Origin of the sequence: Natronorubrum sediminis (assembly GCF_900108095.1) — an archaeon.
Lineage (GTDB): Archaea > Halobacteriota > Halobacteria > Halobacteriales > Natrialbaceae > Natronorubrum > Natronorubrum sediminis.
Genome location: NZ_FNWL01000001.1, coordinates 1,062,559 through 1,076,722, shown reverse-complemented (window position 1 = coordinate 1,076,722; position 14,164 = coordinate 1,062,559). Strand labels below are relative to the sequence as shown.

General features: G+C 60.6%; 12 protein-coding genes. 4 read left to right on the top strand and 8 right to left on the bottom strand.

Translation table 11 applies throughout. From position 1 onward, the window contains the following. Position 1 precedes the first annotated feature (1 nt). From BLW62_RS05270 to ahaH, 3 genes are read right to left on the bottom strand one after another with little or no spacing between them, the layout of a single operon-like run. Positions 2-265 carry a hypothetical protein gene (locus tag BLW62_RS05270; protein ID WP_090505823.1) on the bottom strand — a complete coding sequence of 88 codons (264 nt, stop codon included), beginning with the start codon at positions 263-265 and terminating at the stop codon, positions 2-4. Positions 266-271: 6 nt separating this feature from the next. After that, positions 272-2,527: a V-type ATP synthase subunit I gene (locus tag BLW62_RS05265; protein ID WP_090505821.1), complete on the bottom strand. Its 2,256-nt coding sequence runs from the start codon at positions 2,525-2,527 to the stop codon at positions 272-274. Then, a complete protein-coding gene (gene ahaH, locus BLW62_RS05260; RefSeq protein WP_076579736.1) occupies positions 2,514-2,846 on the bottom strand; it encodes an ATP synthase archaeal subunit H in 333 nt (110 codons plus the stop codon). Before ahaH ends, BLW62_RS05265 begins: the two co-directional genes overlap by 14 nt. Positions 2,847-3,004: 158 nt before the next feature. On the opposite strand from ahaH, the gene BLW62_RS05255 reads away from it, so the two are divergent. Continuing rightward, complete coding sequence (locus BLW62_RS05255; protein ID WP_090505819.1) at positions 3,005-3,628, top strand: methyltransferase domain-containing protein; 624 nt, start codon at positions 3,005-3,007, stop codon at positions 3,626-3,628. Between the two features lie 81 nt (positions 3,629-3,709). On the opposite strand, the gene BLW62_RS05250 is transcribed toward BLW62_RS05255, so the two are convergent. Continuing rightward, positions 3,710-4,276: a type IV pilin domain-containing protein gene (locus BLW62_RS05250; protein WP_090505817.1), complete on the bottom strand. Its 567-nt coding sequence runs from the start codon at positions 4,274-4,276 to the stop codon at positions 3,710-3,712. A gap of 55 nt (positions 4,277-4,331) precedes the next feature. Continuing rightward, positions 4,332-5,594 carry a DUF7096 domain-containing protein gene (locus tag BLW62_RS05245; RefSeq protein WP_090505813.1) on the bottom strand — a complete coding sequence of 421 codons (1,263 nt, stop codon included), beginning with the start codon at positions 5,592-5,594 and terminating at the stop codon, positions 4,332-4,334. Positions 5,595-5,752: 158 nt separating this feature from the next. Here BLW62_RS05245 and BLW62_RS05240 point away from each other — a divergent pair, with 158 nt between their 5' ends. Continuing rightward, positions 5,753-7,135 carry a helix-turn-helix transcriptional regulator gene (locus BLW62_RS05240; RefSeq protein WP_245726666.1) on the top strand — a complete coding sequence of 461 codons (1,383 nt, stop codon included), beginning with the start codon at positions 5,753-5,755 and terminating at the stop codon, positions 7,133-7,135. Positions 7,136-7,484: 349 nt separating this feature from the next. On the opposite strand, the gene BLW62_RS05235 is transcribed toward BLW62_RS05240, so the two are convergent. After that, positions 7,485-8,480, bottom strand: a complete 996-nt coding sequence (locus BLW62_RS05235) for a radical SAM protein (RefSeq protein ID WP_090505811.1) — start codon at positions 8,478-8,480, stop codon at positions 7,485-7,487. Positions 8,481-8,696: 216 nt separating this feature from the next. Here BLW62_RS05235 and BLW62_RS05230 point away from each other — a divergent pair, with 216 nt between their 5' ends. Further along, positions 8,697-10,577, top strand: coding sequence for a hybrid sensor histidine kinase/response regulator (locus BLW62_RS05230; RefSeq protein WP_090505809.1), 1,881 nt, complete (start codon positions 8,697-8,699; stop codon positions 10,575-10,577). 125 nt (positions 10,578-10,702) lie between these two features. Beyond that, positions 10,703-11,833, top strand: coding sequence for a DUF373 family protein (locus tag BLW62_RS05225; protein WP_090506428.1), 1,131 nt, complete (start codon positions 10,703-10,705; stop codon positions 11,831-11,833). A 41-nt stretch (positions 11,834-11,874) separates the two neighbouring features. On the opposite strand, the gene BLW62_RS05220 is transcribed toward BLW62_RS05225, so the two are convergent. After that, positions 11,875-12,717: a polyprenyl synthetase family protein gene (locus tag BLW62_RS05220; protein ID WP_090505808.1), complete on the bottom strand. Its 843-nt coding sequence runs from the start codon at positions 12,715-12,717 to the stop codon at positions 11,875-11,877. An 84-nt stretch (positions 12,718-12,801) separates the two neighbouring features. Then, on the bottom strand, positions 12,802-14,004 hold the full coding sequence (locus BLW62_RS05215; RefSeq protein WP_090505806.1) for an MFS transporter: 1,203 nt from the start codon (positions 14,002-14,004) through the stop codon (positions 12,802-12,804). Positions 14,005-14,164 lie beyond the last annotated feature (160 nt).

Genomic DNA, 14,164 nt, shown 5'->3' with positions numbered 1-14,164 from the left:
TTTAGACGACGAAGACGACGACCAGCGCCAGGATCACGAGCGTCTCTGGGAGGACGGTCATGATCAGGCCGGGAACGAACATATCGTCGTCCTCGGCGATTGCGCCGACGGCAGCGGCGCCGATACCGCGCTCGGCGTATCCCGCTGCGAGTGCCGCGAGACCGACGGCGAGTGCCGCTGCGCCCTCGTTCTCGAGGGTTGGTCCGCTTGCTTCTTCTGCTTGCAGTGCAACATCCGCCAGTTCTGGTCCAAGTTCAAGTGCCATTGTTAGTTAGTCCTCACTGTGATTTCGATCGTGTCCGAACGGTTCGTAGTTCTTTCCACCGCCTTCATAAAACTTCCCAAAGAACTCGACGTACTCGAGCCTGATACCCTGTAATCCGGCACTTGTGATACCAAGTAGCAAGACTACAATGTGTCCGACGACCAACACGAGTATGCCGAGGATGAAGAAGCCAATCGCGACGGCTCCGTCGCCCATGTAGAACAGCCCATCGAACATTACCTGTCCGTCTTCGGGACCGTAACCGGTCCACGGGGCCATGAATGGGCGTTCTCCAGCGTCGGTCTCGACGCTACCGAACACCAGCAGATTGACGACGAACGCCATCCCACCCTTCGCGAGCAGGACTGCGGCGATTCGGGCGTAGGAGACGCCGTGTGCGAACGGGATCGCGAACTCCGCGAGTTCGACGGGATCACCGATCGCGAGCAATACGAGTCCAGCGATAACGAGTAAGAACGGGATCGTCACTTCGAACCCGCCAACGTAGGCGATATCGCTGGGAACGGTGAAGATGTCCATCAGCGGGAAGCCGCTGAATCCGAGGTCGAACGCGCCACCGTCGAAGGTTGTGAACAGGAATTCGGGTTTGACGTCCGATGCCTGTGGCGTGAAGACCCAGATCCAGAGTCCGTTGAGCATCAGGATCCACGAGCCGCTGTGGGTGATCGCTCCCCAGAGGCCGTGGCCATGCTGGATATTCTCGACGAAGTCGAGGATGTATCCAATGTTCAGGTGGATAATCCCGAACAGCAGACTCACGAGGAGCCAGGCGAACGCGAAGTCGAGCGTCGCTGGCGAGAGTCCTTTATCTCCCATCGGCGCACCTGCGTCGCCGAAGAGCATGTATCCGAGTTCGTGGAGTCCGAAGAACTCGCCGAACAGGATTCCGAAGAAGATGGTGAACGCACCACACCACATGGCGACGCCACCGAGACTCGATATCCCCGGGCTATCGAAGCTCTGGTACATGTAGAAGCCGGTCAGCACGTACAACAGGCCGTACCCGACGTCGCTGATCATGAACCCGAAGAACAACGGGAACGTCAGGAACATGAAAATCGTCGGATCGAGCTCGTTGTACTTCGGCCGGTTGACTGCTTGTACCAGCGCTTCGAACGGCTTGGCAGCCGACGGATTCTTCTGAATCGTCGGCGGCTGGTCGCTCATCGTCACGGCCGAGCCACCGTCTGTCATCGCCTTCTGGGGCTGCTCGCTATCCGCGGCAGCCGCGTTTTCGTCGTCGCTCTCTTCGTCGTCTTTCGCCGTCTGTGTTCCCTCCTGAAGCTCTTCAGTGTGGGTCTTGCCGTGACGGTCGTAGCTCGCTCGCTCGAGCTCTTCGATTTCGACGCTTTCGCCGACGGCATCGCGCAACGATGCGGCGAGGCGTTCGTACTCGTCGGAGGGAATCCACCCTTCCGCGATGAACGCCCGATCCGTCGTCGCGAACTGCAGCGGTGCTTCGGCCTGTTGCACGTCGATGCTCAACTCCTCTTCGACGCGGAGGAGGAAGCTCGCCTCGTTCGCTTTGATCTGTTCGAGTTCCGCGTCGACGTCGTCGATTTCGTACTCAAGTTCGCGTTTACGTTCCTCGAGTTCGTCGACGTAGGAACTCGGCGTCTGGTCCGTTTCTGGGACCTCGTGTCGCGTGAACTCGACGCCGACGAGGGCGTCGTCGATCGGGCTCGAGCCGGCGTCGTCGGTGGACGCAGCGACGACCGCCACGATGTCTCCACCGGTGAACGTCTCGAACGCCCGGATCTCGTCGGATGCAGCGACTACATCTTCGATCTGGGCGTGTGGACCCTCACCGACGACGACGTCGACTGAATCGTACCCCGACAGGAGGTCGAGATCGATTCCGAGCTCCGCGAAGGGTGCGACGCGGTCGATTCGCTCTTCGACCTGTCGAAGCGATTCGCGGATGTCACTCCGTTCGTCGTCGAGTTCGTTGACTCGCGTCCGAATCTCTTCGACGCGGGTTTCCCAATTCTCCTCGAGCGTCCCCGGTTCGGCCTCGTCGGCCGAAAGATCGAGGGTGTTCTCGAGGGCGCGAACGGTCACCAGTTTCTCGGAGACGTTGTCGGCTCCTTCGACGGGAGTTCCGTTGTCAAATCCCTCCCAGGAGCCGTCGTAGTCCGACAGGTGAACCAGGTTCAGTCCGTGAACCGTCTCGATGACCGGGGACATGACGCCCCGTGAACCGGTCACCGAGATCTTGCTCATCCGTTCAGGTCTGAGCATGGACGTCCTCCTGGAACAGGGAAACGACGTGATCGACCACGTCGTCGACCCGCTCCTGGGCGCGCTCGGCTAATGCTTCGCGCTGCTGTTCGCCCTCTTCGAGGACCGCCTCGCACTCCTCGTCGATCTCTTCGCGCGCCGCTTCTAGTTGGCGCTCTTTGAGATCACGCGCGTCTTGTTCCGCTTCCGTGCGAATCTCCTCGGCACGTTCCCGGGCCTCGGCTATTCGCTCGTCGCGGTCGTTCTGTGCCAATGCGACGATCTCGTCGGCTTCTTCCTCCGCCGACTGTATTCGTTCGAGAACCTCTGGCCTCGGCATACTCTAAGCGGGTGAACGTTTGCGAAGGCGCGTATATGGTAGTTGCGAAAGACGGCCAGCGATTCCCGGCACGAGCAAGCCGGTTCGAATCGATCGTTCGGGTTCCCTGACCACGTGGAACAGCAGACATATCCCGGTTCGCTCGAAACGCTGTGCCAATGGGAATCCTCGAGAACAAAGCTCGGGCTCGATTGTTCTACAAGTACCTCTCGAAGGTCTACGACCAGGTTAACCCCTTCATCTGGAACGAGGAGATGCGAGCGGAGGCCCTCGAGCTACTCGAACTCGACGACGACACGACCGTCCTCGACGTCGGCTGTGGCACCGGCTTCGCCACCGAAGGGCTCCTCGAGCACGTCGAGGAAGTGTACGCGCTCGACCAGAGCGACCACCAACTCGAGCAAGCCTACGCGAAGCTCGGCAAACGCGCTCCGCCGGTTCACTTTCACCGGGGAGACGCCGAACGCCTCCCGTTCGCGACGGACACGTTCGACGTGGTCTGGTCCTCCGGTTCGATCGAATACTGGCCGAACCCGATTCTCGCCCTTCGCGAGTTCCGCCGCGTGTTGAAACCCGGCGGACAGGTACTCGTCGTCGGCCCGAACTATCCCGACAGCATTCTTGCACAGAAACTCGCTGACTCGATCATGCTCTTTTACGACGAGTACGAGGCCGATGCGATGTTCAAGCGCGCTGGCTTCGAAGATGTCAGACACATGTTCCAGGGACCGTCGTACGACCCGGACGTTGCGATTACGACGATTGGCCGAGCACCCGAGTAACGTCCGCTCCAACGAACGCCACGGCACGTTCTCCAACGAACGCCACGACACGTTCTCCAACGAACGCCACGGCACGTTCGATCACGTCGCATCGTCCTCGAGCGTCGCGAGCTGATATCCGTCCGCGTAGAGCGCCACTGCAACTGTCTCTCCTGACTCGAGTGCGGGATCATTCGTCTCGGCAATCGTGAACGCCGCTCGTTCGCCCGGCTCCCATTCGGTGTCGCCTTCGGCGTTGAACGGTCCATCTGGCGTCCCGTCGAACCCGACCGCGCCGACGAACGGAACCGGTGGCTGAGTGGCAAGTTCGTCGCCATCGATGTCGACGATTAGTTCCACTTCGGTCACATCGATCGTCTCGCCACCGTCGTGGTCGATCGTTATCGTCGAACTCTCACCGTCTGCTGTCATCGAAAACGCCGCCGTCGGTGGACTCGAGTCGAGCGACCACGTACTGGCTCCGACGGCGACCATCGTCGCAAGCGCAACCGTCACCCCGAGCAGTGCGACGATACCCACCAGTCGACTGAGCGCTCGAGCGTCGGTGTGGAATCCGAACTTTGCTGATTTCCCTCCGTTATAGTCACTCTCCGTACTGATTTCTCGGCTGGAGAACGTCGAATCACTCGAGTGAGGGCGATCGATCACGCACCAACGTGGCCGCCCGTTCCGATATAAACGTTCGGCCGAGAAGAGCGACGGATCAGTCGGGAGAGACGGTCTCTGTGATCTCTCTCGAGTCAGTCTCTGCGGTCAACTCGTACTCGTCACCCGGTGGTAAGAACCACACCGTCCCGTCGTCGTCGGTTTCGCCGACTTCGGTGCCATCGACTTCGATCGTCGCCGAAACTGGGTCACCACTGACCGAATCGGTGACGGTCAGTTCCGAGGGTCCGTTCACGGGCGTTTCCGTCTGCATTACTTCGAGGTCGTCGTTCTCCCACGACTCGTTGTTCTCCTCCGGCAACGACTCAAGTGTGAGTTCCTGTGACTCTCGAGTTATCTCGTTCGTTGCGCCATCGAGGTATACCTGCAACCGATTCTGGTCGTACTCGATGGTCGTCACGTAGAGGTTCTGATTCCCGGCTTCGTTGAAACTCAGACCGGATTGGTCGGCTGCCCACGGATACAATTCGGTCGTCCGGTCGATCATGTCGGAGTGTGAGGCGTCTCCGAACTGGTTCTCGCCGTCGGCGTCACGGTTGTCGAAGCGCGTCGTTTCGGTGACGTACGTATCGCCGTCGATGGCCGAGATGCTGTAACCGTCTTCGGCGGTTTGAATTTGCACGTCGAGTGCACCGTCGGCGTCGGTCGACTGACTCGCCTGATCGAGGAGCGATCGGAGCGACGTCTGCTGGAGCTCGAGTACCGTTTCGTCCGCTCGAACCTGCTGACGGGAGAGGGCGTATCCCGGAATCGCGTCCGTTCGCTCACCATCCAGTTCGTTCAACGCGTCGTAGAGCACCTGCGATTCGTGGTAGTTTCGCAACAGGGTGTGGATCAGTTCGGTGTCTGAAACCTCGCCATCAGCGTGTCCGCGGACGGCGTCGCGCTCGCGCTCTTCGATCACGTCGGTTTGGTCTTCGATCTGGTCGACGGCGGCACTGACCATCTGCTCTCGTTCGTCGTTGCTTGCCGCATCGAACTCGCTGTCGACGAGGGTGTACTGTTCTTGATCGATTCGCAACTCGTCGTCGACTGATGCGAGAGCGACACCGAGATCGGGGCCGTACGTGGTATACTCGGTTCTGACCTCGTCACGAGTGTCGCCTGTCGGCTGAAGTCGATTCGTCGTATTCTCCGCTTCGACTGGTTCCGTCGACGCGTGCTGGAGGGTCGATGGCTGGAACTCTGGTTGTGGGCCGTCGTGTGTCGCGTCGTTCGCTTCTGGACCCGCTATGACGGGCATCGCGAGAAGCGACGTCACGAGCAACACCGCGAGGAAAGCCGGTGTCGCGCTATTCATCGAGCCACTGTTTAGGCTCCTGATACAAAAACGAGTCGCACCGTCTGTCGCCTCGACTGGTACGTGAATCTGACTGTCACACTATTTTCCATTGATCGGGAGACGTTATTTTCCGATGGAAAGTGTTTTTTCCCCGGGGAAACCACCGGTTGGTACGCATGCGGGTATCCACTGCCGTTACGATTGGCCTCACCGTCCTTCTCTTTACGTCGACCATCGGTGTGGTCGCCGGGATGCCATCAGCGTCCGCAACTGTTGATGAACCGGTGGATGCCTCTCAGAATCTCGACGGTACCCACGCAACACTCGAGTCCGACGATTCGTCCGCGGCGTCCTCATCTCCGATCGCCGAACGTTCAGAATCACTGACGGCCATCGACCCACCAGATGATTCCGATGCGAGACAGGTACTGCGGGTCAGCATGGACGCAGACGGGAATGCCCACTGGACGATCGAGAGTCGGTTCATCCTGACAGACGAGGAAAATATCGAGGACTTCGAGGAGTGGGCCGACGAGGTCACGAGCTCTCACCAGAACACTATCGTCGACCCCGGGTTGTTCGAAGACCGTGCAGCGGGTGCGTCGGAAGAGACCGACCGTTCCATGGAAATTCAAGACCCCGGCTGGGAGGAGCAGACGGTCGAACCCGCTGAAGATGTCGGCGATATCAACGAAGACGAACTCGACCTCGAGGACGACGTGGACGCCGAAGACGTACACGTCGGCGTCGTCTCCTACTCGTTCGTCTGGAGTAACTTCGCAGCAGTCGACGACGACGATCAGATTCACGTCGGTGACGCGTTTCAGACCGAAGACGGGTCCTGGCTCTCGCTGACTGAGAACCAACGACTCGTCCTCGAACCACCGGAAGACTACGCACTCGGCACCGACACGTCCACCCAACTCGAGTGGGAGGGACCACACGAGTTCTCCGAACAGGACATCGACGTCGTCTTCGTCCACAGCGGCGGAATCGTGCCGCCCGCACTCGGGACGATACTTTGGGCACTCACGGGAATCGGTGTCGTGGTCGCGGTCGGTACCATCGGCTACCTCTACGTGCAACGAAATACGACTATCGAGCTCCCATCACCGCTCGAGCGCGCCCCAGCGTCCATCGCCGCGCTCGGCTTCCCGGGTATGGCCGCCAAAGTTCGATCGCTGGTTGGCAGTGACGAATCCGGACGCCCGGAGGATGAACCGACGCATTCGACCGATTCCCCTCGAGGGGAGTCGGCTGGCTCACATCCCGCCGCAACTGACGGCTCACGTGACATGGGGACCCACCTCGAGTTCGAAGAGGAAGCCGCCGGGGTTGATCCTGAGTTGTTGAGTGACGAAGAGCGCGTCTTGCAAATGATTACCCAGAACGGCGGCCGAATGAAGCAGGCGACGATCGTCAACGAGACCGGCTGGTCGAACGCCAAGGTTTCACAACTCCTCTCTAAGATGGACGACGAGGACGACATCGAAAAGCTCCGAATCGGTCGGGAAAATCTCATCACGCTTCCCGAAATCGATCCCACCGAACTCGAGTGACGCCTGCGGCGATACACACGTTTTCAATTCTCGTCGTTTTCTAGTGGATTCGCTCGCGTCACTCACTACCTCTTCTGCCCGCACGCAAAGCGTCCGCTCGCATGGTCAGCGGGACCGACGGTCCCGCTCGTCGGGTTCGTTCCCTTCGGTCACTCACCGCTCCTCCAAAAAACCTCGACCAAAAAAGTCCGCTCGTTCACACCGTTCACTCGCGGTCCGTTATGCTAGGGGCGTCCGCTCGACGACTTGACACACGGACCTTTTTCTCGTCAGGTTCGCTCGCTCACCCTCCTCGAAAAATCTCCTCCAAAAACGCTCGCTTCGCACTCCGTGGCTTCGCTCGCGCAGATTACGCTAGGGGCGTCCGCTCGACGACCTGCCCGTCGTACGTCGGATACTGTTCGACGATTTCGCCGTCCTCGAGGTCGCCTTCTTCGATCATCTCCTCTAAGAGCCACCAGGCGACTTCGACGTGGTTCGTTTTGGTCGTGTAGAACTCCTCTGGGACGCCAAGCGCTTCGAATCGCTCCGGTTCGGTCTGTGTTTTGCCGTAGACGAGCGTTCCGTCGTCGGTCACGTCGTCGAACTCGCGGCGAATGTTTCTGGCCATTCGCTTGAGCCGACGGCGGTGTTGTGCGGCGTCTTTGAACACCGACGTACAGAAATAGACGCGCTCGTGGTCGCCCATCGTCTCGAGGATTTCGTCTCGAGTGCCGTCGACGGCGCTCATGTGGTCTTCTTTGAGTTCGAAGCCCTCCTCTTGCATCCGGCGGTAGTTTCCGTCGCTCATCTCGAACTCGTTGACGTTACAAAAGTCAGCTGCGCCCTCGTCGAGAAACTCGAGAAACTCCGGCTCCGGCCGGATACCGGGAATTTCGAACGCCGGCGTGAGTCCTTCCTCGCGAGCGATGTAGAGAATCTCTTCCCACTCGGTGCCGTGCATCTCGCCCCATAGCTCGAGTGGCGGGTGAAAGCGAATTTCGTCGAGGCCGGCTTCGGAGAGCCGGCGCATGTTTTCACGGCCGCCTGGAATGCCCGTATAGAGGTGGGTGTGGTGATCCTCGCCGAACTCGTCTTTGAGGAGTTCGAGGTAGTGACAGGTTCGCTCGAGGGCTTCCTGTGGTTCGCCGCCGGTGATCGACGTGCCGAGTGCGTCCATTCGGTGGGCTTCCGTCAGGACGTCTTCGTCGTCTTCGACGAGACGTTCGTTGGCGTAGACGTCGGTCACGTTCTTGCGGTTCTCACCGAGCGGGCAGTAAAAGCAGTCGCGCTGGTCGCAGTAACCGTAGACGAACAACACCATCTTGCCGCCTTTCGCGCACTGCTCACAGCCCTTCGAGATCATTCGAGGGAACCTACCGGCCCGACCCACAAAAGCCGTGCGAAACGAAGACGGCTGCACGAGGTGTGAGGGCGCTGCACACGATCTAGCGCTCAAATATCCGCGTCCCAATCGCTCTCGAGCGCGTTTGCCCCGGGCGAAACGAGGTGACTCAAGGCCAAGTGCCTCTCAATCGGCCCGTGTACTATTATAGGTCGACACCCAACCGATTGCTAACAGATGACTTCCGGGATATCCGTACTGTGCGTCGACGACGACCCGGACGTCCGAGCACTGACGACGACGGCGCTCGAGCGAACGGGTGAGGAGTTTACCGTCGTTACGGCAGGCTGTGGTCACGACGCACTTTCCCGACTCACGGAGCGCGATCGGATCGATTGCGTCGTCAGTGACTACGACATGCCGGGTATGGACGGCCTCGAGTTACTCGACGCTGTCCGCGATCGCGATCCCGAACTCCCGTTTATTCTGTTTACCGGGAAGGGGTCAGAAGAGATCGCCAGCGACGCGATTTCGGCCGGCGTCACGGACTACCTGCAGAAGGGGTCGGGAATAGACCAGTATACGGTACTCGTAAACCGTATCGAAAATGCCGTCGACCGGTACCGGACGAGTCGTGCACAGCGTCGGAGCGAACGCGAACTCGAGCGCTATCGGACGCTCGTGGAATCGAATACCGATCCGATGTACGTACTCGATTCTGACGGGATCTGTACGGTCGCTAACGAGGCGTTTTGTCGACTGGTGGAAACCGACCGTGAGGCCGTCGTCGGGACCCACATTTCTGATCTCATCTCTCGAGACGGACTCGAGCGTGGTGCAAAGACAGTTCGACAGTTGCGACAGGGGAATAGCACGTCCACTCGATACGAAGTTAGTCTCGGTCGAAACGACAACCGCTGGGTCGGCGAAGCGAACCTCGCGATGGTAACCGACGAGGACGGCAATATGACCGGATCGACGGCTGTTATCCGGGATATTACGGATAGAAAACGACGAGAACGAGAGTTAATACAGTACGAGGAGATTATTCAACTCGCGCCGATTTCGCTGTTTATCCTCGGAGCTGACGCGACGATCGAGAGGTTCAACGACGAGTTTGCCGACGCGTTCGCAGAAGACGCGGCGGAACTCCGCGGCATGCGGTTTCCGGAACTCGTGGATCGAGGGTATTACGACGGTCACGTCATCGATAAGTTCAACGATCAGGTTCGAGAGTTGCTCTCCTCGTCGAGTGACCTCGAGCGAGCGGAGTATCACGTTCGCTTCCAGGCACCGGAGGGCGAAGAACGGATTCACGACGTGCACACGAAATTACTCCCACTCGAGGACGGGTCGTTTGCCGGGACGATCCACGCGATTCGAGACATTACGAAACGCCGCCGCTATCAGCGCGAACTCGAGCACCAGAACGATCGACTCGAGGAGTTCGCGGGCGTCGTCAGTCACGACCTGCGAAATCCGTTGAACGTCGCCCAGGGAAACCTCGAACTCCACGCGAACGAGTGTCAGGTCGAGACCGACACCAAGATGGGATCGGTCGAGCAGATTCGCCACTCGCTGGACCGAATGGACGACCTAATCGAGGAACTCCTCTCGCTCGCTCGCCACGGACAGCGTGTCGGCGAACTCGAGCCGGTCGATCTCCCGCGACTCGTCCAGGAGTCCTGGAACGCCGTCGATACGACCGGAGCCACACTCGCGTGTTCGATCGACGCCACGATCAGCGCCGACGAAGGCCGCGTCCGTGCACTCCTCGAGAACTTGTTCCGGAACGCCGTCGAGCACGGGAACGCGGGCTCTGACCTGGAATCCGAACGGGACGAGGGGCACGTCGACACGGACGTGACCGTGACTGTCGGTTTGCTCGAGAACGACGGCTCGACGAGTGGGTTTTACGTCGCTGACGACGGCAGCGGGTTCGAGACGGATCCCGAGAAACTCTTCGAATTCGGCCACACGACCACGAGCGACGGGACGGGCCTCGGATTGGCAATCGTCGACGGAATCGCCGCTGCTCACGGCTGGACGGCGAGTGCCCGTGAGAGCCGTGGTGGCGGCGCTCGATTCGAGATCAGCGGCGTCAGGGTACTCGAGTAACGCTCTGGCAGACGGAACCGGGGGCGGCTTACGAGTGGCAATGGTGGAAACCGTTTACCACAGACACGTTCGTTTTCTGTCGTTCCCAGAAGATGGAAATACCCCGCACGCGAACGTTCGATTATATGCTGTTGGTCCTCTGTGTCGACCTCGACGACGACCTCGGGCGAAAAACCGGGTTTTCGACCCCGGTTATCGGCCGCGACCCCGTCGAGGAGGCAGCCGTCGCACTCGCGACTGCAGATCCGGAGGATTCCGACGTCAACGTCATCTTCCAGGGGTTACACATCTACGACGACCTCGCTGATCGCAACGAGAGCGTCGAAGTCGCCGTCGTCACCGGCAACGACGAGGGCGACGTGAAAGCGAATCGGGAGGTCGGCGACGAGGTCGATACCGTCCTCGCGAGCGTCTCGACTGCCGAGGACGTCACTGCGCTCGTCGTCACCGACGGCGCACAGGACGAATCGGTCATCCCCATCATCCGATCACGGGTTCCCATCGACGGCGTCCGTCGCGTCGTCGTTCGTCAGGCACAGAACCTCGAGTCGATGTACTACACGATCAAACAGGTGCTCGACGACCCCGAAACGCGCGGAACGGTGTTGATCCCACTCGGCATCCTGTTGCTCATCTATCCACTCGCGTTGATCGGCTCCGCACTGGATATGCCCGGATTCGTTCTCGGGACGACGTCGGCGTTGCTCGGGTTGTACCTCATCTCTCGAGGACTCGGTCTCGGCGAGCGACTCGACGACACCGTCGAGCGAACGCGTCGACTGCTCTATGCCGGGCGCACCACGTTGCTCGCCTACGTCGTCGCTGCCGCCCTGTTCGTCCTCGGTGCGGTCAGCGGCCTCGATACCTTCGACGGCGTTCAAGAAACCACGCCCGGCCGAGTGGGTGCACCGGTCATGCTCGCGGCGTTCGTCTACGGCTCGATTCAGTGGTTCGCCGCCGCAGCGCTCACGACCAGTCTCGGACAGATCACCGACGAGTACATCGCAGGTCGCTTCGAGTGGCGCTATCTCAACGCGCCCTTCTACGTCATTTCGATCGCCTTCGTCTTGCACGCCGTCAGCGCGTACTTCCTCGACGTCGTCGAGATGAGCTACCTCGCGATGGCGTTGACCGCCGGCACGCTCCTCGGTATCGTGAGTACGCTCGCGTTCGCCGTCCTCGAGTCCCGATTTGCGGAGTCGAGCGACCCAGAACAAGACGTCGAGGAGGGAACGCGGGATTTCGACGGTGCATAGACGCCTGCTCCGCTCGATCTGTTCGCTCGACGGATCCGATTCTACCGCTCGCGTTCGACGACGAACCGCGCCAGTTCGAGGAGGTACTCTCTGGCCGTCGGGTCGACGACCTCGACGCGCTCGAGGGCCTCGATGGCACGATCCGACTCCTGTCTGGCCCGAACGTTTGCTTCCTCGGGTGTGAGATCGGTCACCTGTACGACCGACGGCCGCTCGAGGGCGGCGTCGTGGCCGGTCGGTTTGCCGAGGTCGTCCGGGTCCGCGATCGCGTCGAGGACGTCGTCTCGGATCTGAAACGCGATGCCGACCCGTTCGGCGTACTCGCCGAGCGCTTCGACGGTAACCGGATCCGAATCGGCGGCGATCGCGCCGAGTTCGGCGGCGGCGCGAAAGAGTGCCCCCGTCTTCCGCCGGGCGAGTGTCATGTACTCCGCTTCGCTCTCGGGTTCGGCTGCCAACTCCGTTGCTTCGCCGACGCCGAGTTCGACCATCGCTTCGGTGACCACCTGCATCGCGTTCGGATCCGCAGAGAAGAGCGCAAAGGCCTCGCCAAGCAATCCGTCACTCGAGACGATTGCTGGCCCGTAGCCGAACTCGGCCCACGCGCTGGTCGTCCCGCGACGCAACTCGGAGCGATCGATGATGTCGTCGATGACGAGTGACGCACTGTGGACGAGTTCGATTCCGACGCCGAAATCGACCGCGTCTGTCGTCGTTCCGCCGACCGTTTCACAGGCCAACACCGTTACCATCGGCCGGACGCGTTTCCCACCTGAGAGTGCCGTGTGACGAACTTCCTCCTGTAGCGCGTCCGGCTCGAGGCCGTCGACTACCTCGACGAGGCGCTCCTCGATCAGCGCCCGACGACGCTCCAGACGTTCCATTGCCAGCGCTTAGGACGGGGGTAAAAAGTAGGTGACGGATCAGGACCCATCGAGCATACTGACACTCCTGGAGTGAGTCGGCCCTCACTCCTGGGGCATTCGTAGCGTCAAGAGTGTGATGAGCCCGACGATCACCGCCATGAGGATGTATCCCTCGTCGAAGTACCCCTGCTCTGCGATCCAGCCGAAGACGACCGGGCCGGTCGCGCCGAGCATTGACGCACTCGAGCGGATGAGGCCGAGCCCAGTACCCTGAACTTCGGGTGGGATCGTTTCGGTGAGATACGACTGGGTAATCGCACCGGAGCCGAGCATCGTGCTCATCAGGACCGTTACGCCGACGATCGGCCAGAACCCCTCGACGGATGGAAGCAGGGCAAAGCCGACCGCGGCGCCCCCGAGCACGAGCGGCAGCGACGCGCGAATCCCGATCCTATCGTAGGCCGTCCCGGCGAGGGGTTTGATGACGACGCCGACGGCGAAAAATAACCCGAACAGTCCGCCGGCGACCGTCGGCGAGATTCCCTTCTCGACGGTCAGATACGTCGGATAGAACGCCGAGAACGTCTGCCAGACGAAGAGGAAGACGAACATTACGACGCCCGTGAAGAGAATCGTCGGATTGCGGAAAGTCTCCTTGACGGCACCCCAATCCGTGTCCGCATCGTCTTCGCTCGAGTCGGTCGGCGAGTCGCTCGTTGGTAGCGTCAGCCAGATGATGACGGCGGCGAGTCCCAAGACCGGGAGGACGTAGCCGAGTCCGGCCTGCCAGGCAACCCAGACGGCGAGCACGCTCGCGATCGGCGGCAACACGGTCTGTCCGATATCGCCAGCGGCCATCGTCACACCCAGTGCGCTTCCGATTCGATCCGGGTAGAGATCAGAGAGGGCGGTCATTCGCGCAATCGGATACTGTGAGAGCCCGAATCCGACGAATCCCGTCGCCAGAAACAACACCGTCGCCGTCGGGGCGAGGAGCACGAGTCCGAGGCCGACGATCACGATCGAGACGCTGATCGTCAGAATCCGGCGCTCGCCGTAGCGATCCGCGAGAATTCCACCCGGCACCTGACCGATGGCGTAGCAGAGCCAGATGATCGTGACGAGCAATCCGGCGGTCGTCAGCGTGAGTCCGAAGTCCTCGCTGAAATACGGCAACAAAACGGGGTAGATCATCCGCGTCCCGTTGAGCAACCCCCACCCGAGGGCGATTGCCAGGAGCGTTTTCCCGGTGCCGCCGGCCCACAGTCCACGAATTTCTCGACGAACCGCCGTTCGATAACTCATCGGAGCCAGTACGTCGCCCAAACGGCCGACGGGTAGAAACCGTCTCGAGAAGCGGACAGTCCTGCCGACGTCCTCGAGTCACCAGCTTCTTGTCGGAGTCTCAGCCGATCGTTCCGCTCGGGTCGCTTGGGACGCTCACGCAAGAAATCTCGACCAAAAA